Origin of the sequence: Pseudomonas sp. TNT3 (genome assembly GCF_010095445.2) — a bacterium.
Classification (GTDB): domain Bacteria; phylum Pseudomonadota; class Gammaproteobacteria; order Pseudomonadales; family Pseudomonadaceae; genus Aquipseudomonas.
In genome coordinates, this window is record NZ_WFGV02000065.1 from 1 (window position 1) to 22,529 (window position 22,529).

General features: G+C 60.2%; 18 protein-coding genes and 1 pseudogene. 9 read left to right on the forward strand and 10 right to left on the reverse strand.

What is annotated here, in order from left to right; genetic code table 11:
- Both GBC55_RS26060 and GBC55_RS26065 read left to right on the forward strand, forming a co-directional pair.
- Window positions 1-691, forward strand: a 691-nt coding sequence (locus GBC55_RS26060; RefSeq protein ID WP_247267010.1) for a FecR domain-containing protein, incomplete at its 5' end; no start/stop codon positions are given.
- 270 nt (window positions 692-961) lie between these two features.
- Entirely contained in the window at window positions 962-3,403 is a 2,442-nt protein-coding gene (locus GBC55_RS26065) for a TonB-dependent receptor (RefSeq protein ID WP_162440388.1), read from the forward strand.
- Between the two features lie 6 nt (window positions 3,404-3,409).
- Here the strand turns inward: GBC55_RS26065 and GBC55_RS26070 are convergent, their stop codons facing one another.
- The 6 genes and pseudogenes from GBC55_RS26070 to GBC55_RS26095 form a co-directional block, all read right to left on the reverse strand.
- Window positions 3,410-4,918 (reverse strand): tripartite tricarboxylate transporter permease, encoded by a 1,509-nt coding sequence (locus tag GBC55_RS26070; RefSeq protein WP_162440387.1) that lies wholly within the window; start codon window positions 4,916-4,918, stop codon window positions 3,410-3,412.
- A gap of 13 nt (window positions 4,919-4,931) precedes the next feature.
- Window positions 4,932-5,426, reverse strand: coding sequence for a tripartite tricarboxylate transporter TctB family protein (locus tag GBC55_RS26075; RefSeq protein WP_162440386.1), 495 nt, complete (start codon window positions 5,424-5,426; stop codon window positions 4,932-4,934).
- Window position 5,427: 1 nt separating this feature from the next.
- Window positions 5,428-6,393, reverse strand: coding sequence for a tripartite tricarboxylate transporter substrate-binding protein (locus GBC55_RS26080; RefSeq protein ID WP_162440385.1), 966 nt, complete (start codon window positions 6,391-6,393; stop codon window positions 5,428-5,430).
- Between the two features lie 533 nt (window positions 6,394-6,926).
- A pseudogene (locus GBC55_RS26085) lies at window positions 6,927-7,545 on the reverse strand (LysR substrate-binding domain-containing protein); the annotation flags it as partial.
- Between the two features lie 80 nt (window positions 7,546-7,625).
- The gene (locus tag GBC55_RS26090; RefSeq protein ID WP_162440384.1) at window positions 7,626-8,711 is read right to left on the reverse strand and encodes an RHS repeat-associated core domain-containing protein; all 1,086 of its coding nucleotides are present in this window, start codon (window positions 8,709-8,711) and stop codon (window positions 7,626-7,628) included.
- A gap of 334 nt (window positions 8,712-9,045) precedes the next feature.
- The gene (locus GBC55_RS26095; protein ID WP_162440383.1) at window positions 9,046-9,927 is read right to left on the reverse strand and encodes a LysR family transcriptional regulator; all 882 of its coding nucleotides are present in this window, start codon (window positions 9,925-9,927) and stop codon (window positions 9,046-9,048) included.
- 92 nt (window positions 9,928-10,019) lie between these two features.
- On the opposite strand from GBC55_RS26095, the gene GBC55_RS26100 reads away from it, so the two are divergent.
- The 6 genes from GBC55_RS26100 to GBC55_RS26125 all read left to right on the forward strand — a co-directional run bounded on the left by GBC55_RS26100 (window position 10,020) and on the right by GBC55_RS26125 (window position 16,968).
- A complete protein-coding gene (locus GBC55_RS26100; RefSeq protein ID WP_162440382.1) occupies window positions 10,020-11,462 on the forward strand; it encodes an aldehyde dehydrogenase family protein in 1,443 nt (480 codons plus the stop codon).
- Window positions 11,463-11,475: 13 nt separating this feature from the next.
- Window positions 11,476-12,462 carry a dipeptidase gene (locus GBC55_RS26105; protein ID WP_162440381.1) on the forward strand — a complete coding sequence of 329 codons (987 nt, stop codon included), beginning with the start codon at window positions 11,476-11,478 and terminating at the stop codon, window positions 12,460-12,462.
- 106 nt (window positions 12,463-12,568) lie between these two features.
- Window positions 12,569-14,122, forward strand: coding sequence for a BCCT family transporter (locus GBC55_RS26110; RefSeq protein WP_162440380.1), 1,554 nt, complete (start codon window positions 12,569-12,571; stop codon window positions 14,120-14,122).
- Window positions 14,123-14,148: 26 nt separating this feature from the next.
- Window positions 14,149-15,855 carry a hypothetical protein gene (locus GBC55_RS26115; RefSeq protein WP_162440379.1) on the forward strand — a complete coding sequence of 569 codons (1,707 nt, stop codon included), beginning with the start codon at window positions 14,149-14,151 and terminating at the stop codon, window positions 15,853-15,855.
- A complete protein-coding gene (locus GBC55_RS26120; RefSeq protein ID WP_162440378.1) occupies window positions 15,855-16,556 on the forward strand; it encodes a DUF3726 domain-containing protein in 702 nt (233 codons plus the stop codon). The genes GBC55_RS26115 and GBC55_RS26120 overlap by 1 nt, the downstream gene beginning before the upstream one ends.
- A gap of 34 nt (window positions 16,557-16,590) precedes the next feature.
- On the forward strand, window positions 16,591-16,968 hold the full coding sequence (locus GBC55_RS26125) for a RidA family protein (RefSeq protein ID WP_162440377.1): 378 nt from the start codon (window positions 16,591-16,593) through the stop codon (window positions 16,966-16,968).
- A gap of 13 nt (window positions 16,969-16,981) precedes the next feature.
- Here the strand turns inward: GBC55_RS26125 and GBC55_RS26130 are convergent, their stop codons facing one another.
- The 4 genes from GBC55_RS26130 to GBC55_RS26145 all read right to left on the reverse strand — a co-directional run bounded on the left by GBC55_RS26130 (window position 16,982) and on the right by GBC55_RS26145 (window position 20,680).
- Window positions 16,982-17,203 (reverse strand): hypothetical protein, encoded by a 222-nt coding sequence (locus tag GBC55_RS26130; protein WP_162440376.1) that lies wholly within the window; start codon window positions 17,201-17,203, stop codon window positions 16,982-16,984.
- A gap of 128 nt (window positions 17,204-17,331) precedes the next feature.
- Window positions 17,332-18,474 (reverse strand): nucleotide pyrophosphatase/phosphodiesterase family protein, encoded by a 1,143-nt coding sequence (locus GBC55_RS26135; protein ID WP_162440375.1) that lies wholly within the window; start codon window positions 18,472-18,474, stop codon window positions 17,332-17,334.
- A 278-nt stretch (window positions 18,475-18,752) separates the two neighbouring features.
- The gene (locus GBC55_RS26140; RefSeq protein WP_162440374.1) at window positions 18,753-20,243 is read right to left on the reverse strand and encodes an aldehyde dehydrogenase family protein; all 1,491 of its coding nucleotides are present in this window, start codon (window positions 20,241-20,243) and stop codon (window positions 18,753-18,755) included.
- Between the two features lie 47 nt (window positions 20,244-20,290).
- Window positions 20,291-20,680 carry a c-type cytochrome gene (locus GBC55_RS26145; RefSeq protein WP_162440373.1) on the reverse strand — a complete coding sequence of 130 codons (390 nt, stop codon included), beginning with the start codon at window positions 20,678-20,680 and terminating at the stop codon, window positions 20,291-20,293.
- Window positions 20,681-20,961: 281 nt separating this feature from the next.
- Between GBC55_RS26145 and GBC55_RS26150 the strand changes: the two genes are divergently transcribed.
- Entirely contained in the window at window positions 20,962-22,284 is a 1,323-nt protein-coding gene (locus tag GBC55_RS26150) for a hypothetical protein (RefSeq protein ID WP_162440372.1), read from the forward strand.
- The last annotated feature ends 245 nt before the right edge of the window (window positions 22,285-22,529 follow it).

Below are 22,529 nucleotides of genomic sequence, written 5' to 3' on the forward strand. Positions count from 1 at the left end.
GGGCCTGTTGGGCGGCGGTTTGTGGCTCGGCGCACGCAGCCCGCTGGGAGACTCACTGCTGGCGGACCTGCACACCGGACGGGGCCAGCGGCAGGATTTCAATCTGGCGGACGGCAGCCGCCTGAGCCTAAACGCCAACAGCGCCGTGGACCTGCGCTTCGACGACAAGCAACGGCTGGTGGTCCTGCGCCATGGCGAACTGGTGATTCAGGTAGCGCCCGATCCCCATCGGCCATTGCGCGTACGCACGGACCACGGTGAAGTGCGGGCGCTGGGGACGCGGTTCCTGGTGGCTCAGGAACAGGACGCCACTCGGGTGATTGTGCTGCAGCATTCGGTCGAGCTGCAGCTTCAGGACGGCACGACCCGGACGCTGCAAGAAGGTCAGTCGGCCACGCTGTCTGACAGAACCATCACGCCCATGATCGGCGACCAGCGCGCTCGCGCAGACTGGATGGTCGGACGACTGAATGTGCTCGACGAACCCCTTGAGCAAGTCGTCGACGCATTGCGCCCTTACAGCCGGGGATTTGTCCGCATAGCACCCGAAGTTCGTCACCTGCGCGTTCAAGGTGTTTTTCCCCTCGACGACCCGAACCGCACCCTCAACGCACTGGCCGAAACCCTGCCGATCCGGGTGGATCGCTACAGTCCCTGGCTGACCCTCGTTCGGGCCAAGGAGACAAGGTAACCGCCCAAAAGCCACGCCCAGAACCTGTGGCGAGGGAGTTTATCGAATCGTCGCACCGTCCCGCTCGGCTGCGCAGCAGTCGCAAAACCTGCTGGCGCGGTGTGTCAGGACGATTGCAGAGGGCCGCTTCGCAGCCCAGCGGGAGCAAGCTCCCTCGCCACATGGCCAGAGTGATGCTTGATAATTTTTAACAATAATTCTTATTCGTGTCCGGTTTTTGATTCTCATCCCACCTATCTCCTGACACTTACAAATCATCAGGAGAATGCTGTGTTCAACCCGTGGCCCCACGCCCTTTCCGTCGCCGTTGCCCTTGCCACCCTGGCCAGCCCTGCCCTGGCCCAGGCGCAACCTCTGACTTTCAACCTGCCGGCCGGACCGTTGGCCGCCACGTTGAATGCAATTGCCAGCCAAAGCGGCCATATCGTTTCCCTCGAACCCGTGCTGGTACAGGGCAAACAGGCGCCAGCAGTGGTTGGCCAGATGCTCCCCGAGCAGGCGATGAACAAGGCACTGGCCGGCAGCGGACTGCAATTGCGCGTGACCGGTCAAGGTAATTTCAGCGTCGAGCCGGCTCCGGACAACAGCGCGGCGTTGCAACTGGGCGCAACCAACATCGTTGAACGCAGCGTCGACGCCACCACCGAAGGCTCCGGCTCCTACGCCGCGCGGGCAGTAACCATCGGCAAAGGCACACACACCCTCAAGGAAATTCCCCAGTCGGTCACCGTGATGACCCGCAAGCAACTGGACGATCAGGACCTGACTGACCTCAAGGATGCCGCCAATCACACCACCGGCCTGGTCGGCGTTCAGGGCGTGGGCAAAGGCATGATCCTGACCTCACGCGGCTTTCAGATCGATGACTGGCAATACGACGGCGTCCCGATCCCGCGCAACACCTATGCACTGGGAAACTGGGCGACTCAGGACCTGATTTTCTTTGATCGCCTGGAAATCCTGCGCGGTGCTTCCGGCCTGCTCCAGGGCACCGGCAGCCCGGGTGGCGCGATCAACCTGGTCCGCAAACGCGGCCAGAACGCACCCACCGTGACCCTCACCGGCAAGGCCGGCTCCTGGGACCGCTATGGCTTGCAACTCGACGCTGGCGGCCCGCTGAACCAGAGCGGCACGGTGCGTGGACGCCTGGTCGCCGACGAGGACGACAGCCATTCGTTCATCGACTACGAATGGAGCAAAACCCACTCGCTGTACGGCGCACTGGATTTCGATCTGCGTGAGGACACTACCCTGGGCCTGGCGGTCAGCCGCACCGAGGCCGAGTCGCGCCCGATGATCCGTGGCCTGCCGCGCTACGCCGACGGCAGCATGGTCAACGTGCCCCGTTCCACCTTCACCGGCTCGACCTGGAACCACTCGCAAATTGACGTCACCACGGTCTATGCAGACCTGGAACACCGGTTCAATGACGATTGGGCATTCAAGGTCGGCGCCGTGCAAATGACTGAAGACAACGAAGCCAAAAACCAACGGCTGCAATCCTCAGGCGCAAGCATCAATGACGATGGCAGCGGCGTGCAATATGCCGACTTCGTCTCGGACTTTGACGCCACCAAGATCGGCCTGGACATGAACCTCACCGGGCGCTTCGATGCCTTGTCCATGCCGCAGGAAGTCATGATCGGCAGCAACTACTCAAAGCTGCATTCCGACGACAAATTCGCCCGCACCTTCAACAACAGTACGGACACGATCTTTGGCATTGACCACCATCGTCCCGAGATCAGCTACGAGGGAATACTCAACACCCCGGGTGGTCGCGCCACTCCCAGCAAGTACGACATCAGCCAGAAAGGCCTTTATGGCAGCTGGCGGGTCAAGCCGTTCGAGCCACTCACCCTCGTGCTCGGCTCCCGCGTCAGCTGGTACGACTACAGCTACAAGTCGGCAACCCAAAACGCTTTTGAAGACTTCGCCACCCCCGACGCCCCAAGCAAAATGAGCGAAAACGGTGAAGTCACCCCTTACGCCGGCATCGTTTATGACCTGAACCGCGAATGGGCGGTCTACGCCAGCTACACCGACGTGTTCGAACCCCAGACTTCGCGCACTGTCAGCGGCTCGGTGCTCAAACCGGTGATCGGCAGCAACTACGAAGTCGGCCTCAAGGGCGAACTGATGGATGGCCGGGTCAATACGTCCCTGGCGCTGTTCCGCTACGACCAGGAAAACCGCGCGGTCAACGATGTGGCCTCGGGCTTTGCCTGCGACGGCTGGTATTGCTCCACCGCCTCGGGGAAAGTCCGCAGCCAGGGGCTCGACGCCGAAATCAGCGGTGAAGTGCTCAATGGCTTGCAACTGTTCGCCGGCTACACCTACAACACCACCAAGTACCTCGACGATCCGGACAACGAAGGCAAGACCTTCAGCACCTGGACGCCCAAGCACATGTTGCGGGTCTGGAGCGACTACCAGTTCAGTGGCGACTTCAGCCGTCTCAGCACCGGTCTGGGCTTCACCACACAGAGTCACACCCTGGGTTACGAACACACCTATGAGGTGCCGGGCTACACCGTGTGGAATGCGCGTGTCGGCTATCAGCTCACCCCGGAAGTCGGCCTCGCGGTCAACGCCAACAACCTGTTCGACAAGAGCTACATCACCGCCGGGTACAACCAGCTCAACGGCAACAACAACTACGGCGATCCACGCAACCTGATGTTCAGCGTGAAATACACCCCGCAGTTTTAAGCCGGCTCAATCATCCTCATGCAGCTTGATACCCCGGGCATGCAGCAGATGTGGAATTACCAGCACCAATAGCGTCAACGCCAGGAACGCAGCCGATATGGGCTGCGTGACGAAAATCAGCCAGTCGCCCTGGCTGATGGACAAGGCGTTGCGCAGCTGTTTTTCCGCCATCGGCCCCAGCAACATGCCGACGATCACCGGGGCCACAGGAAAGTCGAACCGCCGCATCAACACCCCGCCCCAGCCAATCCCGAGCATCAGCAACAGATCGAATGACGAGTGACGCATGCCGTAAACGCCAATGGTGGCAAACACCAGAATCCCGGCGTTCAGGTACGGTCTGGGGATCTGCAGCAGCTTGACCCAAAGGCCCACCAACGGCAGGTTCAACACCAGCAAAATGACGTTGCCGATGTACAGCGAAGCCACCAGCGTCCAGACCAGGTCGGCGGACGTTTCGAAGAGCATCGGCCCCGGTTGCAGGTTGTAGTTCTGGAACGCCGCCAACAATATCGCCGCCGTGGCGGATGTCGGAATGCCGAGGGTTAATAGCGGCACCAGCGAACCGGTCGCGCTCGCATTGTTCGCGGCTTCAGGCCCGGCGACCCCTTCGATGGCCCCCTCGCCTTTGTTCGCGGAAAACTCCTTCGGGTACTTGCTGAGTTTGCGTTCGGTGGAATAAGACAGGAAGGTCGGAATTTCCGCGCCGCCGGCCGGAATCGAGCCAAAGGGGAAGCCGATCAGCGTGCCCCGCAACCAGGCGGGAATCGAGCGCTTCCAGTCCGCGCGGGTCATCCACAACGAGGTCAGGCGATGCCGGCCCGAGGTTTCTTCTTTCTGATACAGCAGGCTGTACAACGCTTCCCCCACCGCAAACAGACCGACCGCCACCAGCACCACTTCGATGCCGTCCACCAGTTCCGGCACGCCCAGGGTGTAGCGGGCGATCCCGGAGGTCGAGTCCAGGCCGATCAAGCCGATGGCCAACCCCAGCCCCAACGACGCAAAGCCGCGCAACATCGAAGCGCCGAGCACCGCAGAAACCGTCGTGAACGACAACACCAGAATCGCGAAATACTCCGCCGGGCCGAAGTTCAGCGCCAGCCTGGCGACTACCGGGGCGAACAGGGTCAGCAGGATGGTGGCGATGGTGCCGGCGACAAACGATCCGATCGCTGCCGTGGCCAGCGCCGGTCCGGCTCGACCGTTGCGCGCCATGAGGTTGCCTTCCAGGGCCGTGACCATGGACGACGATTCGCCGGGTGTGTTGAGCAGGATGGAGGTGGTCGAGCCGCCGAACTGCGCACCGTAGTAGATCCCGGCGAACATGATCAGCGCGCCGGTCGGATCGACCTTGGCGGTGATCGGCAGCAGCAAGGCCACTGTCAGCGCCGGGCCGATACCCGGCAACACGCCAATGGCGGTGCCGAGCAAACATCCGATAAAACCCCACATCAAATTGATCGGTGTGAGCGCCGCTGAAAACCCCATCGCCAGGCTCGAGAGAATGTCCATGCTGTCGATCTCCTCAGATCCAGGCGTTGACCAGCGGCGGCAGGGAAACCCCGAGTCCGGCGTTGAACAGCCAGTAAATCGGCAAGGTCAGGGCCATGCCGATGGCCAGGTCTCGCAGCGGATGACGACTGCCGAATCCCCTGGCAGAACAGGCAAAGAGCAACGCGGCCGCCAACACAAAACCGATGACATCGATGAGCAAGGCCACCGCGACAAGCCCCGCCGTCACCCACGCCACCCCCGCCTTGCCACCGGGCAGCGCGCGGGCCGATTCATCCTCATGGTCGGCGAGATCGCGAAAGCCGCCGGTCAGCGCCTGATAACACAACACCAGGCCGACAACGCCGACGAAGGCCGCCAGTGCATAGGGATAGACGTACGCCGCCAGAATGACGAAGCCCATTTCGGCGGGAAACCGATAGGCACCGAGCGCCAGCGTTGCACTGAGGGCCATCAGGCCGACGCCGATCGCCAGTTGCGCGGGCACTATCGAGCGAGTCCCGGCCATTTCAAAGCAGCCCGACCTTGACCAGCATCGCGCGCAACCGCACGTGTTCTTCGTCGACAAATTTGCCGAAATCGTCACCGGTCAGGATGCTCGGCGACCAGGCATTAGTCTGGATGTTGTCCTGCCAGGTTTTGCTTTTAGTGGCCGCCACCACCGCTTCGATGACGGCGTGGCGCTGCTCGGGCGTGAGGTTCGCGGCACCGTAGACACCGCGCCAGTTGCCGATGGTCACGTCGTAGCCACTCTCTTTCAGCGTCGGCGCATCAATGCCCTCGACCCGATTCGGCGCGCCAATGGCCAGGACCCGGAACTGACCGTTCTTGATGTACTGACCCAGCTCTGCATAGCCGCCCGTGATGACCTTGATCTGGCCACCCAAGGCTTGCGCCACCACCTCACCGCCACCGGCGAAGGCTACGTAATTGACCTTGTTGACCGGCACATCCAGCTTGCTCGCCAACTCGGCAATGCCGATGTGATCGATCGACCCCTTGGAGCCGCCACCGAAGGTCACACTGGTCGGCTTAGCCTTGAAATCCTTGATCAGGTCATCCAGGGTTTTGTAGGGCGACTCCTTGCGCACGGCGATCACGTTGTACTCGGTGAACAACCGCGCAATCGGCGTCACGTCCTTCAAGCTGATCTGAGGTTTGTTCTGCTCAATGCCCGCGACCATGATCGCACCGACCACCAGCAACGCATTCGGATCACCCTTGGTGCTGTTGGCAAACTGCGCCAGCCCCAACGTCCCGCCCGCACCGCCCTTGTTCTCGAAGGTCGCGGACTTGGCGGTGCCAGCTTCCACCATGGCCTTGCCCAGCACCCTGGCGGTCTGGTCGTAACCACCGCCCACAGAGCCTGGGGCCATGAACTTGACGGTGTCCAGGGCAAAGGCCGGTGTGGCGAAAACGACAGCGGCCAGGGCTACAGCGACGCAGCGGCGGAATGAATGGACCGAAGCAAACATGGGGGATTCTCCCTGGATTGTTGTTTTTATGGCGAGTCGATTTCAGACAGCGTAGTACACCGGTGGAGGGGCATCCCATTCCCCTGTTCATGGCGCTACCCAGGCCCCATCGCGAGCAGGCTCACTCCTACAGTGAACTGCAGCGATCTCAAAATCTGGGCACACCACACATCCCCTGTGGGAGCTGGCTTGCCGGCGATGGCGGGGTGTCAGGCGATGATGATGTTGAATGTATGGGCCCCATCGCGGGCAAGCCCGCTCCCACAGTGAACTGCGGCGATCAAAAAATCCGGGGAATCCACAAATCCCCTGTGGGAGCTGGCTTGCCGGCGATGGCGGGGTGTCAGTCACTGTGATGTCGGATGTGCGGGCCTCATCGCGAGCAGGCTCGCTCCTACAGTGAACTACAGCGGGCTCAAAATTTGTTCACGGCCACACATCCCCATGTAGGAGTGAGCCTGCTCGCGATGACGGACTGTCATCCAGCACCAATGTCGGCTGATACAACGCCACCGCAGGCTATCAACCCTCTCTCATTTCACCTGCATATTCCCCCGCAGAAACGCCATCAACTCCGCCGCCGCCGGCGACAGGCTGCGGCCTTTGCGGCACAGGATTCCGATCTGCCGTTCGACCTTCGGCTCCGCCAGCGGCAAGAACACCAGCTGTTCATTGCCAACCGGAAACGCCAACGAAGGCAACGTGGTAATCCCGATCCCCTCCTCAAGCATCGCGATCAGCGAAATCATGTTTGAGACAAACAACAGACTGCTCTCCAGCAACCCCGCCGCTTGCGTGCCTTCGAGCAAACGCGAGGTGCCGTTGCGCACCAGCGGGTAGTCTTGCAAGCGAGACCAATGCAACGCTCCACCCTGGGCAACCAGCGGGTGATCCTTGCGACACACCACGCCCACCTGATCGCTCAGGATCGGCACAAACTCAATGTTCTCATCCGGCATCCAGACACTGCTGATGCCGAAATCCACCTGCCCTTGAGACAACAGTTGCTGCACGCTGTCCGCGTTTCCGTCTTGAATGCTGATCTGGATCTTCGAGTGCTCGCTGACAAACCGCGCCAGCAGTTGCTGGCAATAATCGACTTGCTACCGAAGGCACGGTAGCGATGCTGACCTGGCCGATTTCGTGCCGGGCCAGACAACTTCAGCTAAGCGTATTACATGCACTGACTCATCTCTGTGAATACTGGGTATCGCTATGTCAAATAACGGCCATCAAAGAAGAAACCGAACAGCCTGATAGTTGAAGCGAAGATACTCTGCCTTCTCGGTATTGGGGTTGAACGGATTTTTTTTCCGTATTCTTAAAGTATCGTCGAACGTCCCAAGATCCTTTAACTTGGTGGAGTTGTAGAAATTGAATATTTTCGACATTTTGCTTGGCTCATTGTTTGAAAACACCGGACCTATGTAAGCCTTCACTTCCTTTCCGGTTTTCAAGGCCAATTCCGCACCTAACTGGTCCGAAAAACACGCCAGGACGCGAATGCGATCATAGGGTTGGAGGTCAATATTTTTTATTATGTCGTCCGCTCCCCAGAGTGAATTATTGACAATGATTTTCCCTGAATGGGTTTCACTGCCATGCGCATAAATAGTCAACCGGGATTGTCCCTTGTGAGTGCTTTCAAACGTATAGGCATCGTCTGCAAGCTTCGTGATGTTTCTCATCGCCTTTGTTGCCTGGGACGTAGCATTTGCAGCGACTGATGAAGGCGCACCAGCGCCTTTAGCTGAACTTTTTAAGCCAAGAAGCGCTGCAAGCCCACGCACTCGGCCCGTCCGATCTTCATAGTTAACCGGGTCTCCCGCGCAATACGCATACGCATTCAATCCACCCTTCCCGAACGGACTCCAGCTGTCCGGGCTATTGAACCGCATCAACACCGGGTTAAACGCCCTATAGCCATTGCCCAACAGATAATGCCCCGTCACTGGATCAGGTCGTTCACCATTGAAGCCCAGTAAACTCAGCAAGCCGCTGCTGGCAACTCGATGCCCGTACGGTGTGTAGAGGTGCTCATGCGCACCACTTGCATCAACTCCGCGCAACACCGAGCGCTGACCATCGGTGGTAAGCACTCTCGTTGCAACGACCCCGTTCTCGACCGTTCGTTGCGCGAGCAACTGATCGTCATGCTGAAAAACAGAATGCAAGATCGCACCCTGGATTTCGGTAGCCAGCCGATCCTTGAGGTAGAACCGTCGGGTGTTCTCCTGCGTCGATAATCCGCAGTTCACCAGCCGGTCCAGTGGGTCGTAACGGTAGTTGCATAGCAAGATTTCCTGATCTTCGCGCATGATGCCGGCCCTCTGAAGATGCCATCGATTCAGAGGTGAACTGTGCTGCAATCGCTGAGTATTGCCTACTATCAGAACTGTTAGTGTCCAAACGCTGCAAAAGCGTGAATCCTTCATTTCTGAGGAGCAGTCTTCGTCAGGTACGACCCGCCATGCATGTCGCCTGACATGGCCTCATCGCGAGCAGGCTCGCTCCTACAGTGAACTACAGCGGGCTCAAAATTTGTGTACGGCCACACATCCCCATGTAGGAGTGAGCCTGCTCGCGATGACGGACTGTCATCCAGCACCAATGTCATCTGACACAACCCCACTGCCAGCTATCAATCCACCCTCACTTCACCTGCATATTCCCCCGCAAAAACGCCATCAACTCCGCCGCCGCCGGCGACAGGCTGCGGCCTTTGCGGCACAGGATTCCGATCTGCCGTTCGACCTTCGGCTCCGCCAGCGGCAAGAACACCAGCTGTTCATTGCCAACCGGAAACGCCAACGAAGGCAACGTGGTAATCCCGATCCCCTCCTCAAGCATCGCGATCAGCGAAATCATGTTTGAGACAAACAACAGACTGCTCTCCAGCAACCCCGCCGCTTGCGTGCCTTCGAGCAAACGCGAGGTGCCGTTGCGCACCAGCGGGTAGTCTTGCAAGCGAGACCAATGCAACGCTCCACCCTGGGCAACCAGCGGGTGATCCTTGCGACACACCACGCCCACCTGATCGCTCAGGATCGGCACAAACTCAATGTTCTCATCCGGCATCCAGACACTGCTGATGCCGAAATCCACCTGCCCTTGGGACAACAGTTGCTGCACGCTGTCCGCGTTTCCGTCTTGAATGCTGATCTGGATCTTCGGGTGCTCGCTGACAAACCGCGCCAGCAGTTGTGGCAATAATCGGCTTGCTACCGAAGGCACGGTAGCGATGCTGACCTGGCCGATTTCGTGCCGGGCCAGCAAGCTCACCTCACTGGCGATGCGATCGTGGTGTGCGAGCAGGTCCTGAAACAGCGGCAAGCAATGCTCGCCAAAAGGCGTCAACTCGGTCTTGCCGCCCTTCTCGAACAGCGCCTGACCCAGCTTCTGCTCCAGTTCACGAACAGCCAGGGACAATGCAGGCTGCGTGCGATAGGCCTGTTTAGCCGCGCCGTGGAAACTTTTGAGCTGCGCGACGAGAACGAAATAGCGAAGCTGGGTGATTTTCAGCTCGGGCAGCATGGTAAGTTTTCCTTATCATTTCATTTCTATTATTAATTTTTATTTGCAGATTAATACTCGCAAGATGGGAACCACGCAATCGGAGGTTCCCCATGGCAACGCAAACTTATAAAAACTACATCGCTGGCGACTGGTGCGAAGGTGTGGGCGTCATCGCCAACCGCAGCCCTTCTGACGTCGCCGACCTGATCGGTGAATACCAGCAAGCCAGCGCCGAACAAACCAACAACGCCATCGCCGCCGCCCGCGACGCTCAGCCGCTCTGGGCAGCAACCGGCCTGGAACAACGCCAACAAGTCCTGATGGCCATCGGCAACGAGCTGATGGCGCGCAAGGAAGAGCTCGGTCACCTGCTTTCCCGGGAAGAAGGCAAACCTCTCGCCGAGGGCATCGGCGAAGTCAATCGCTCGGCCCAGTTCTTCCATTACTACGCCGCCGAAGTGCTTCGCCAGATGGGCGAGACCGCCGCGTCCGTGCGCCCTGGTATAGACATTGAAGTGCAGCGCGAACCGGTGGGCGTGGTCGGTATCATCACCCCCTGGAACTTCCCCATGGCCACCGCCGCCTGGAAGATCGCCCCGGCCCTGGCCTTCGGTAACGCGGTGGTGTTCAAACCGGCAAACCTGGTCCCGGCCAGTGCCTGGGCACTCACCGAAATCATCAGCCGTCAGGCGCTGCCAGCGGGCACGTTCAATCTGGTCATGGGCAGCGGCAGTGTCGTGGGTGAAAGCCTGATCCAGTCAGCGGATATCGATGCGCTGACGTTCACCGGCTCACTGCAAACCGGCCGTCGCGTCGCCGTGGCCACGGCCACCAACCTGGTGCGCTGCCAGCTGGAAATGGGCAGCAAGAACGCTTTGGTCGTGCTCGATGACGCCGACCTGGAAATTGCCGTTGAATGTGCCTTGAACGGCGCCTTCTTCGGCACCGGTCAGAAGTGCACCGCCTCATCACGCCTGATCGTCTGCGACGGGATTCACGATCGCTTCGTCGCGGCGCTGACCGCACGTATGCGCCAACTGAAAGTCGGCCATGCCCTCGAACAAGGCGTGCACATCGGCCCGGTCGCGGAAGCCCGCCAGCTGGAGCAGAACCTGCAGTACCTGGAACTGGCCAAGGCCGAAGGCGCCACGCTGGTCGAAGGCGGTGAGTTGCTGGCACTGGAACCTGCCGGGCACTACATGCGCCCGGCGCTGTTCATCAACAGCCGCAACGACATGCGCATCAACCGCGAAGAAGTCTTCGGGCCGATTGCCTGTGTCATCCGGGTCAGCGACTACGAACAAGCCCTCGCCACGCTGAACGACACCGAGTACGGCCTGACGGCGGGAATCATCACCCAGTCGCTGCGCCATGCCAGTGACTTCAAGCGCCGTGCCCGCACCGGCTGCGTGATGGTCAACCTGCCCACCGCCGGCACTGATTACCACGTGCCATTCGGCGGTCGCAAAAACTCGAGCTTCGGCCCGCGTGAACAAGGGCAGTACGCCCGCGAGTTCTACACCGTGGTCAAGACCACATACGTGCGTCCCTGAATCGGAGATCACCATGCACGACTTATTGATGATCGATGGCCTGCAATATTCCAACTGGAGCGAAGACATCTTTCGCCAGATGCAGGCCGGTGGCCTGAGCGCCGTGCACGCGACCATCGCGTACCACGAAAACGCCCGGGAAACCCTCTCGCGACTGGGCGAATGGAACCGGCGTTTCGAGACCTGGCCCGAGCTGATCCGTCCGGTTCGCGAGGCGGCTGATATTCGTCTGGCGCACCAGGAGGGCCGCGTCGGGATCTTCTTCGGCTTCCAGAACTGCTCACCCATCGAAGACGACATCAGCCTGGTGGAGATCTTCCGTCAGTTGGGCGTTCTGGTGATGCAGCTCACCTACAACAACCAGAGTTTGCTTGCCAGCGGCTGCTACGAGGCTGAAGACAACGGCATCAGCCGCTTCGGCCGCCAGGTGATCAGCGAAATGAACCGCGTGGGCATGCTGATCGACATGTCCCACAGCGCCGAGCGCAGCACCCTCGAAGCGATCGAGTTGTCGAGCCGGCCGGTCATTGTGTCCCACGCCAACCCGTCGAGTTTCCACGCGGCCAAGCGCAACAAATCCGACGCGGTGTTGCGCGGCATCGCCGAATCCGGCGGCCTGCTCGGTTTCAGTACCTATCCGTTCCACCTCAAGGGCGCGTCGGGCTGCACCCTCGAGTCGTTCTGCGACATGGTCGCCAATACCGCCGACCTGATGGGCGTCGAGCACATCGGCATCGGCACCGACCTGTGCCAGCAACAACCCCTGAGCGTACTGGAATGGATGCGCAATGGACGCTGGAGCAAAGACAAGGACTACGGCGAAGGATCGGCTGACAACGCCAACTGGCCGTCACCGCTGCAATGGTTCCGCGACAGCCGGGATTTCCCGGTGATCGCCCAGGGCCTGCGCGCGCGCGGATTCACCGAGGACGATGTGCGCAACATCATGGGACTCAACTGGCTGCGTCTGCTGGAAACCGCCACTTCTGCAATCGTCTGACCCCTGATATCCACCGTGAGGACACCATGAACAACAAAAACAATAGCCTCCCGTTCATCTCCCCGACCGGCGATGCACAGCCTCAAGCGCGTATTTTGGAGGCATCATGAAAACATCCACCACACTGCAAGCCGACGGCCAGCCGCTGGCCCTTGCAACGCCGAAAAAAGACATCGACTGGCCGCTGTTCCTGATCAGTGGCGGGTTCCTGGGCGCCTTCCTGATTGCCGCGCTGGTCGACATCGAAGGCACCTCGAATCTGGTGAACACACTGTTCGCCTGGTCGACGAAGTTCTTCGGCCTGTACTGGCAAATCCTGATGCTGCTGACCTTCGCTGTCAGCCTGTTCATCTGCTTCAGCAAGTGCGGACGTGTGCGTTTGGGTGGCATTGACCAGCGACCCGACACCAGCACCTTCAACTGGATCGCCGTGATCATGTGCGCGCTGCTCGCCGGTGGCGGTGCATTCTGGGCGGCCGCGGAACCGATGATGCACTTCGCCAGCCCGCCGCCACTGTTCGTCGGGGTGCAGCCGCACACCGAAGCCGCAGCGCATGTCGCACTGGCGCAATCTTTCGTGCACTGGGGTTTTCTCGCCTGGGCGGTATTGGGCAGCCTGCTGGCGATCGTCCTGATGCACCTGCATTACGACAAAGGCTTGCCCTTGGCGCCACGCACCCTGCTCTACCCGCTGCTGGGTGAACGCGCACTCAAAGGCCCGATCGGTACGCTGGCAGACGCTACCTCGATCATCGCCGTGGTCGCCGGCACCATCGGGCCCATTGGCTTTTTGGGCCTGCAAATCAGCAGCGCGCTGCACTCGGTCTGGGGCATCCAGAACGACCTGACCACCCAGGCCATCACCATCATTCTGGTGACGGTGATGTACACCACGTCCTGCCTGGTAGGCCTCAAGGGCATCCGCTTCGTCAGTGAAATCAACGTATGGCTGATGATCGGCCTGGCGATTTTCATGGTGGTGTTCGGTCCGACCGCGTTCATCCTCGGCGGCTTCCCCACCGCGTTCGCCTTGCACCTGGAGCAGTTCATCCCGATGACGCTGTTCCGCGCCGATCCGAAATGGCTCGACTGGTGGACGGTGTTCTACTGGGGCTGGTTCATTGGCTATGCGCCGATGGTGGCGCTCTACGTGGCCAAGATCTCCCGTGGCCGCACGATCCGCGAGGTCATCATGACCCTGTCGATCATCGCGCCCATCGTCACCATGTTCTGGTTCACCGTGGTTGGCGGAACCGGCATCGGCATGGAACTGCAAACACCGGGCATCGTCACCGCCAACGGCGCGCAACCCGAGTCGCTGCTGCTGGGCGTCACGCAAAACCTGCCCCTGGGCGGCCTGGTCTCGGCGCTGTTCCTGTTCTTGAGTTTTATCTCGGTCGCCACCAACGGTGATGCCATGGCGTTCACCGTGGCGATGGCGATGTCGAGCAATGACAAACCGAAAAAATGGCTGCGGGCGTTCTGGGCGATTGGCATGGGCCTGGCCGCTGTCGTGTTGATCACCATCGGTTCGGGCGGTGTCACCGCACTGCAATCGTTTATCGTGATCACCGCCGTTCCGGTGTCGCTGCTGATCCTGCCGTCCCTGTGGGATGCGCTGAAGATCGCCCGGCACATGGCCCGTGAACAGGCAGTCTGACCATGAATCGTTCAGGAATCACCACGATGTCGTACTCCCCATCCGAAGCCACGCCGTCGGCCCTGCGCCCTGCTGATCAGGTCATGGACCTTGATCGGCTGGGCAGCCATTTCCAGAGTCGCTTGAGTTTCGTGCGCAGCAGCATGCGCCGCATGATGAACGAGCAATGGCGCATCCAGCGCAGCTGTTTCGACCTGGATGCCGACGGCTTCGGCACTGCGATCTATCGAATCGACACCCCTCACGCGCACTACCATTGCGTGATCTTCTCTGCCTATTTGCCGCCGGAAAAACGCAGCGACCGGGTGATCGCTGATCAGTGGGACGTCAGTTTTGTGCTGGTCGCCGGTGATGTGGATGAGCAACAACTGGCGGACTTGCGACGCAACGTTCCGCTGCAGGAAGCCGGCCGGTTTGATGCCCGCGTGCTGGTGCTATCCCGGGCCAACCGCAGCCTGCGCAACTTCGACCGCTTCCTCGATGCCCTCGCCGAGGGTGTTCAGCCACAACCGCAACAGCTCGCCGAAGTCGGCTACCTGTATCGCACCACCGCCGTGTACGGCAACGGCAAGTTCGGTATCGCCGATTTCAGCTGCCTGCAAGGCACTGCGGATTTCACGCAACCGTTCAGCGCTCAGATGTTCACCGTGTACTTGCTGCGGCACTTCAGCATCGAGCAGATCGAACACATGGCACGGGCGCGCAATCCGCAACGGGCGGTCGGGCTGGATGTTGCCCTGCAGCGTTATCTTGGGGTGGGCAACTCCACCGGGCTGGGCATGGCGCCGTTTCTGGTTAATCACCCGCAATTGGTCAATCAATGGGTATGGGCCAGAGAGACCGCCTTGGCGCGGGTCATGGAGCAAGCTGCCGATCTTCCCGAGGTTCAGCGCATGCGGGCATTGTTGAAGCGGGCACACCGGCATGTGCAGCAGAGCGTCACTGACGATCAGCGCCAAAGCGTGATCGATCAGCGCACCCTGGCGGATCTGGATTTGCTGGTCGAGTGGTTCGACAGTCAGCCGGTCTGCGCCGACCTCTGGCCGCGCGTCCAGGCCTGGGCCCAGACCCGTGCCAGCAAGGGCTGTCAGGAATTGCTGGTCAGCCTGCTGCTGGAGTTGTACCCGGAACAGGTAGACCCGCTGGCCGAACAGATGGCCGTCAAGGAAGGCTTTCGACTCAACGCCGACATGCCCCTGGCCGAGCTGCGCGCACTGATCGAAGACCACTACCGCTGGGCGCTGGATTTCGACTTGAACGACCCCGAAGCCAACCATTTTTTCTGGTATCGCTCGGCGGAAAAAGAAGAGCCGCGTTTGGGCGAGCGCGCCATGGAGCCCGGCGCCGAAAAGGAAATGCAGCTGGGCATTGCGCACAATATCCAGCGCTGCCACGCCGCTCTGCTCGCCTACATGGAGCAGCATCCGCAGCAGCAGACCGCACATTTTCTGCTGGCCCGACCGCATTTCAAAGGCACGGTCTGCCGCTTGCAAGGCATGGCCCGCTGCGCCTACGGGGAAATCCGCGCCAACCTGATGGACCGCAGCATGCTGCCGATTGACCTGCTGCGCTGCAAACTGGCGTTCTTCGGCGCGGGCAAGTTCGATCCGAAATCCAGCCGCTGGGTACGGATCACCTTGTTCCAGGGCGCCCCCTTAGTGAGTGAAATCGGCCAGCCTTTTAGCGATGACTGGAATTTTGCCGTCATGCCCACACTGAGCGGAGAAGTCTGATGCGTGTTTCGTTCAACGAAGTGCAGGTGATCAGCCGCAAGGCGTTCGAAGGGCTGGGTTTTGCGCCCGGCGATTGCGACGACGCCGCCGACATGATCGCCCGCCTGCAACAACATGGGCTCGACGGCATCGGCGCGCTGAAAGAAGCCCTCGCCTTCCTTCACGACGAGGTCGATCGACCGATCGAAACCTGCTACGAAGACGCCGCGCAACTGACCCTCGATGCTCACGGCCAGAGTGTGTTGCGCTGCGCCGTCCAGGCCGTCGAGCTGGGTGTGAGCAAAGCCTTGCGTGGCGGCAGCGCGTTTATCCGTATTCGTCACTGCCATAACCGCATCCTGCTGCTCGGCTACCTAGCCCGCTGCGCCGATCAGGGTCTGAATTTTTGCGTGTACTGGCGGGATGCGCGTCAGGAGCTGGTCGCGACATTCAGTGCCGGCGACAGCCAGCCTTCACTGCGGGTGCATGAGCTGCCGCAACCGGCCATGAGCGATGAGCAGAGCATCAATGTGCTGATATCACGCCACTTCACCCTGCTGCCACGCCTCAGCCTGGCTGGCAAACACAGCCAGTCGCTCGTGGACGGTCTGGAGGTGGATGACGAGGTATGGGGGATGTTGAAAAAGCTGGGGGAACGGGTGCTGGTGGAAAGCACCGAAGAATCGCGGCGCCGGGGCGCCGGTGAAAGCAGCGACGCTTGATCAAACTCTTTAAAAACGCTTCAGGAATTCATCAATGAAATATGCGATCAAGACCGACCTCTTCGCCTCCCGCGCACCGATGGAGTGGGCCGTCGTCGGCAACGGCACGCTGTACACCGCGCAAATCCCCATCGACCGTGAAGGCCAGGTGGTGACGGGCGGCATCGAAGCCCAGACCCGACAGACCCTGGACAATCTGCGTCATACGCTTGAAGCCGCTGGCAGCTCGCTTGATGCGGTGACTCAGGTGCTGATTTACGTCACCGACCGCAGCTATCTGGCGACGGTGAATGCGCTGTACACCGACTACTTCAACGCACCCTACCCTAACCGGGCTGCCGTGGTGGTGGCGGGCCTGGCCAGGGAGGAGATGTTGGTGGAGTTGGTGGTGTACGCCTGCGTGGAATCGTAAATACGTACAGCGATCAGGTACCTCCGCTGACGCCCTCGGTCGCTTGCGCAAACGCCGTTCCTGCTTCACGCACCAGCCGGCGCCACTCGCTGCTGGTAATAAGACCGGCACGCTCCATCTCATCGGCGGCTTTAAGCAATTCGTCGTACTGCTCCTCGCTGTCCATGCGGATTTCAGGCTCTTTGAGGAGTTGGTACCAGGCTTCCAAAGCTTGCTTCTTTCGATCGTCACTCATGGCCAGACTCCCAACAGTAGTAATGGTTGGGCGTTTGCCACTAGAAGCGGTTCCTTGATCCCGACATACGGCAGCCATTTTGTGCCAGGAAACTGTTGGTTCAATACACGGCTTTATCGCGCAAAGACTTATCCCCCCGCCGAAACGATCAATGGCACAACTTGCTCTGCATCCGTCAGCGCCCCATGGTGCCCGATCCACGATGTCTGAAACGGTTCCCGCAAGGATCGAACCAACCCTGCGCCCTCACCCGCAATCACCACCAGATCGCCGATGCGCCTGTAAGCCGACTCCGTCACCTGCGGCCCAAACAATCCGAGGGCAACCGCTTCTTCTCGCGCGTGCACCCTGAAGTGTGCCCCCAGGACATCGCGCCACCGCATCAACACTTCAGCCGCCCTATCAGTGTGCAGATAAACATGCCGGGCGCGTATATCCGCACACACACTGGACACGCCCCTCTGCAGGCCGGAATTCAAATCGAAATCCACCACCCTGGCCTCATCCAGCGTCGTCATTCCATGGTCAGCAGTCACGATGAGTACCGTGTCCTGATCAATGCACTCGCGCAAACGCTGAATTCGGCGGTCAATGTCTTGAAGCGCGGCCTGCCAAGGTTCCGATCCCGGCCCCTGCAAATGCCCGACATGATCGAGCTCACTGAAATACACATACGACATCTGCGGTTGAGTGCGCTTGGGAAGTGACCGAAAACACTCAATCAAATGGTCAGTACCACGAACCGGAATCACGTCCGCGCCATTGAACACCCTGCGTGTGTAAGACGAATCCGCAATGGCAGCAGGCAAAAACGCGTTGATCGACACACCGCTCGCCACGCCCTCCAACCAGGCCGAACGGCCCAACACGACGTCATCCTCGCCAGCTGGCCCACGGAGCAAACCCGTAGCCGGTTCGCAGAGTTGCCAGGACAACGGATTGAACTGGTCCTCATCCAGATTGAACGCCGCGCCGACTATGCCATGGCCTCCGCTATCTTCCCCCGTGGCCAGCGAAGCCAGGCTGGAAGCCGTGGTCGACGGAAAGCCCGAGCGCAACACTTGCCCTTCCGCACGGTTCCACAACGACCCGAGATACGGCGCCCGGTGGGCAAAACGACTCAGCAGGTCAGCGCCCAGTCCGTCGACTAGACACACCACCGCATGCCGACACGGTGGCAAGGCAAAACCTCCCGAATAGGCGCCGACACCGAGCGAACTGAAAATTGACTGAGTCAAAACAGCCAAGCCGGACGTTGTTGGCGCAAGCATGATGGATCTCCCTTAACGAACCTCAGCCCTTGGTGCTTATGCACCCGCTAAAGGAACACTAAGTGTTTTGGGAAATGATGCCTAGGCGTTCATTCTGCACCCGGCTCTGTAGGAGCAAAGCTTGCTCGCGATAGCAGGTTGTCGGTCACCTCCCTGTTGAATGCTCCGCCGTTATCGCGAGCAAGCTTTGCTCCCACAGAGCCGTACGCCCCAACGGGAACTAGCCTCGCCACAACTTCATGCACAGCCGCTAAACCAGCCTCTCGCAGGCAGCCAGATCAATGGGCAATACACACCGATTTCAGCTCGGTGTACGCCTCGATCACCGCACGGCCGAACTCGCGGCCCATGCCAGATTGCTTGACCCCGCCAAAGGGCATCGCCGGGTCGAGCAGGACGTGGGCGTTGACCCACACGGTGCCGGCTTCGATGCGTGGCACCAGGTTCATCGCTTTGCTCAGGTCGTTGGTCCACAAACTCGCCGCGAGGCCGTAGCGGTTATCGTTGGCCAGCGCGATGACGGCGTCTTCATCGTCAAACGGCATCACGCCCAACACCGGGCCGAACACTTCTTCCCGCGCCACGGTCATGCTGTGGTCGATGTCGGCGAGGATCGTCGGCTGCACGTAGAAGCCATCGCCTTCAATCAATTCGCCCCCGGACACCACCCGCGCCCCTTCCTGTCGAGCCAGTTCGATGTGTTTGAGCACGCCTTGCTGCTGCTTGCGCGACACCAGCGGGTTGATCGCCGCATTACAATTCATGCCCGCGCCAATCGGCATGGCCGATACCGCTGCCGCGAGACCCTCGACGAACTGGTCGTGGATCGAGCGGTGCACGTAAAAACGTGAAGCCGCCGCACAGACCTGGCCATTGTTCAGCAGGCCGCCGAGGATCGCGCCCTGAACGGCTTTTTCGATGTCGGCATCGGCGAGCACGATCATCGGATTCTTGCCGCCCAGCTCCAGGGCGAAGCGCGTCATGTTTGCCATGCATGCCACCCCCACACTTTTGCCCACAGCGGTAGAGCCGGTGAAGGAGACTTTGCTCACCAGCGGATGCGCCGTCAGCACGCCGCCCACCGAGGCGCCGCCACCGGTCACAACGTTGAACACGCCCGCTGGAATACCTGCTTCCAGCGCCAGTTCGGCCAGGCGCATGGCAGTCAGCGGGGTTTCCATCGCGGGTTTGATAATCACCGTACAACCGGTGGCCAGGGCCGGCATGAGTTTCCAGGCGGCGATCAACAGCGGGAAGTTCCACGGCACGATCCCGACCACCACACCCACCGGCTCACGTTTGGTGAAGGCGGTGAATTTGGCGCCGGGTGGCAGCGGGATCGACACGTCAAAGGTCTGCCCTTCGATCTTGGTCGCCCAACCGGACATGTAGCGCATGAACTCGACCGTGGCATTCAAATCCAGCGCGCGGGCCATGTTGATCGACTTGCCTTGGCTGAGGGTTTCCAGCTGGGCCAATTCTTCGGCGTGTTCTTCTACCAGACGGGTGAAGTTCAGCAGGATGCGTTCGCGGTCGGCCGGGCGCAAACCCGACCAGACGCCGGATTTGAAAGCCTTGTGGGAGGACTGCACGGCTTGCTCGACGATTTCCAGCGGCGCATCGAGGGTTTCGCACAAAGTTTGTCCGGTCGCCGGGTTGACCACGGCGATGCTTTGCCCTTCGCCAAACACCCATTGGCCATCGATAAAGCAGCCATGACGACGCTCAAGGAATGCAGCGACCTGGGGCAGAATTTCAACGTTGCTCATAAATCACCTTTGACTCAGTCGAGTGGCTCAACCGGAAAACCGGCTGATTACTGTTGTTCTTTGAGGAAACACACGACCGCCTGACGGTCTTCCGCCGAGGCCAGCCCCATGTAAGGCATGTAAGTCCCCGGCACGAATGCCTGGGGTTGGGTGATGAGTTGCGCGATGTTCTCGGCTTGCCAGTTGATGTCTTTGTTGCGCATGGCCTGGGAATAGTTGAAGCCTGCCAGCGAACCGGATTTGCGCCCGACCACGCCCGCCAGATTCGGCCCCATCATGCCCGTCGCGCCCTGGGTCACCGAGTGGCAGACCGCGCATTCATTGGCGAACACCTGGGCGCCGTGGCCCTGGTCCGGCGTGCAGTCTGCGGCGAACGCGGCGCTGGCCAGGGTGATTGAAAGCAGACCGAAAAGAGGCAATCGCAGCGAGGTGAACATAAGAAAACGACCTTGAAATCCGCGTGCTCGTCAGGCGACGAACACCAACACTGATAAGGCCGGTGCGGGAGGCATCGGCTGGGTTGGTACGGATTGTCGATGGTCATCGATGCGCAGGATTTTCCCTGCGTGCCAGTCGTATTGGCGAGGCTGCCAAACCGGGCATTTTGGCAAGCACAACCAACTCTTTGGCAACCACACAAAAGGGCGGAAAAGTTCACGGCCGTAGTATCGAAAGAGACCGCAACCCTGCGCTCAAGAACAAGAACGGATGCCACACGATGCTCAAGTCCCCCTTGCTTCGCCTCTCGACGCTCGCGCTGATGATCAGCGCCAGTCACGCCGGCGCCTATGAACTGTACGCCGACGACGACACCCACCTGAACGCCACCCTGGAAGCGGTTTTCGGCATTTTCCACAGCCAGGAAAACTATGCGCTGTCGGGCCGTCTCGACCAGGGCTCATCGTCATGGCGCGAGGGCTATCTCAAATACGGTTTGAGTTTTGACAAGGGTCTGGCTGGCGCAGGTACCGCGTATGGCGCCGCGAACCTGCTCAGCTCCGGCACCTGGGGCGACGGCGATGCCGCAGGTTTCAGCGATGGTTCGGAACGCACCACAAAATTCGAAGACGCTTACCTGGGCTGGCGTTCGAAAGACCTGTTCCCGGTGTTGGGGGACGACGGTATCGACCTGTCCTTCGGCCGCCAGAACATCGTGGTCGGTGACGGTTTCCTGATTGATGGCGACGCATTGAACATGGGCAAGGGCCTGGCCGACGGTGAGTTCAACCGTGGCGGCGCCTACTGGCTGGCCGCGCGCAAGGCATTCGATGAGACCGCCGTGTTGCGCATCGGTGGCAAGGAAGGCTGGCGTGGCGACCTGATGTGGTTGAAATCCAACAACCGCGCCCAGGCCATGACGCAGATGTATGTGGGCACACTGGAACACGTGTCCGACGTCGGCACCGTCGGCTTGACCTACATCGACACCACCGACGTCGACGAGCAGTACGCCTCGCCGATTCAACTCGAACGCGACGGCATGAAGACCTACAGCCTGCGCGCCACCGGCAACGCCGGCGTCAAGGACCTGTTCCTCTCCGGTGAATACGCCAAACAGGACAAGCCTCACACGTCCACTGAGGACGCCTGGTACCTGGAAGCCGGCTGGACCTTTTCCGACGTGGCCTGGTCGCCCTATGTCAGCTACCGCTACAGCCGCTTTTCGGAAGGCTACGACACGTTGTTCTATGGTTTCAGCCGTGGTTTCGGCACCTGGTTCCAGGGTGAAGTGGCGGGCAACTATGCCGGTCCGTTCAACAGCAACGCGCGCATCCAGCAGGTCAAGTTCAGCGTCTCGCCACTGGAGAACCTGACGGTGGGTGCGATGTATTTCAACTTCGACACCATCGATCGCAACCTGGGCAACGCCGATGGCCACGAAGCCGACCTGTACGCCGAATGGCACGTCAATGAAAATCTTAGCGTGATGCCGCTGATCGGCCTGTTCCAGCCGGACAAGAGCGCCGATCAGGGCGGTACGCAGTTAGGCAACAACGACAAGAACCTCTACAGCCAGGTGATTTTCGCCACGACGTTCTAAGCAAGCCCTTCACATCAGTGGCGCACTATGCCCCCCTGTAGCAGCTGGCGAAGCTGCGTCCTTGTGGCGAGGGGATTTATCGAACGTCGCACCGCCCCGTTCGGCGACGTAGTCGCCGCGAAACCAGCGCACGCAGAATGCTTGATTCACCTGGTCGTCCTGATTGGGGTTGCTTCGCAACCCAACGGGGATAAATCCCCTCACCACAAGGATGCAGCTTCGCCAGCTGCTACGGGGTTTGTGCC

Excerpts from the sequence above, each read along its gene's own strand:
- GBC55_RS26070 (WP_162440387.1), bottom strand. The coding sequence starts at position 4,918 with ATGGACATTCTCTCGAGCCTGGCGATGGGGTTTTCAGCGGCGCTCACA.
- GBC55_RS26075 (WP_162440386.1), bottom strand. The coding sequence starts at position 5,426 with ATGGCCGGGACTCGCTCGATAGTGCCCGCGCAACTGGCGATCGGCGTC.
- GBC55_RS26080 (WP_162440385.1), bottom strand. The coding sequence starts at position 6,393 with ATGTTTGCTTCGGTCCATTCATTCCGCCGCTGCGTCGCTGTAGCCCTG.
- GBC55_RS26090 (WP_162440384.1), bottom strand. The coding sequence starts at position 8,711 with ATGCGCGAAGATCAGGAAATCTTGCTATGCAACTACCGTTACGACCCA.
- GBC55_RS26095 (WP_162440383.1), bottom strand. The coding sequence starts at position 9,927 with ATGCTGCCCGAGCTGAAAATCACCCAGCTTCGCTATTTCGTTCTCGTC.
- GBC55_RS26100 (WP_162440382.1), top strand. The coding sequence starts at position 10,020 with ATGGCAACGCAAACTTATAAAAACTACATCGCTGGCGACTGGTGCGAA.
- GBC55_RS26105 (WP_162440381.1), top strand. The coding sequence starts at position 11,476 with ATGCACGACTTATTGATGATCGATGGCCTGCAATATTCCAACTGGAGC.
- GBC55_RS26110 (WP_162440380.1), top strand. The coding sequence starts at position 12,569 with ATGAAAACATCCACCACACTGCAAGCCGACGGCCAGCCGCTGGCCCTT.
- GBC55_RS26115 (WP_162440379.1), top strand. The coding sequence starts at position 14,149 with ATGTCGTACTCCCCATCCGAAGCCACGCCGTCGGCCCTGCGCCCTGCT.
- GBC55_RS26120 (WP_162440378.1), top strand. The coding sequence starts at position 15,855 with ATGCGTGTTTCGTTCAACGAAGTGCAGGTGATCAGCCGCAAGGCGTTC.
- GBC55_RS26125 (WP_162440377.1), top strand. The coding sequence starts at position 16,591 with ATGAAATATGCGATCAAGACCGACCTCTTCGCCTCCCGCGCACCGATG.
- GBC55_RS26130 (WP_162440376.1), bottom strand. The coding sequence starts at position 17,203 with ATGAGTGACGATCGAAAGAAGCAAGCTTTGGAAGCCTGGTACCAACTC.
- GBC55_RS26135 (WP_162440375.1), bottom strand. The coding sequence starts at position 18,474 with ATGCTTGCGCCAACAACGTCCGGCTTGGCTGTTTTGACTCAGTCAATT.
- GBC55_RS26140 (WP_162440374.1), bottom strand. The coding sequence starts at position 20,243 with ATGAGCAACGTTGAAATTCTGCCCCAGGTCGCTGCATTCCTTGAGCGT.
- GBC55_RS26145 (WP_162440373.1), bottom strand. The coding sequence starts at position 20,680 with ATGTTCACCTCGCTGCGATTGCCTCTTTTCGGTCTGCTTTCAATCACC.
- GBC55_RS26150 (WP_162440372.1), top strand. The coding sequence starts at position 20,962 with ATGCTCAAGTCCCCCTTGCTTCGCCTCTCGACGCTCGCGCTGATGATC.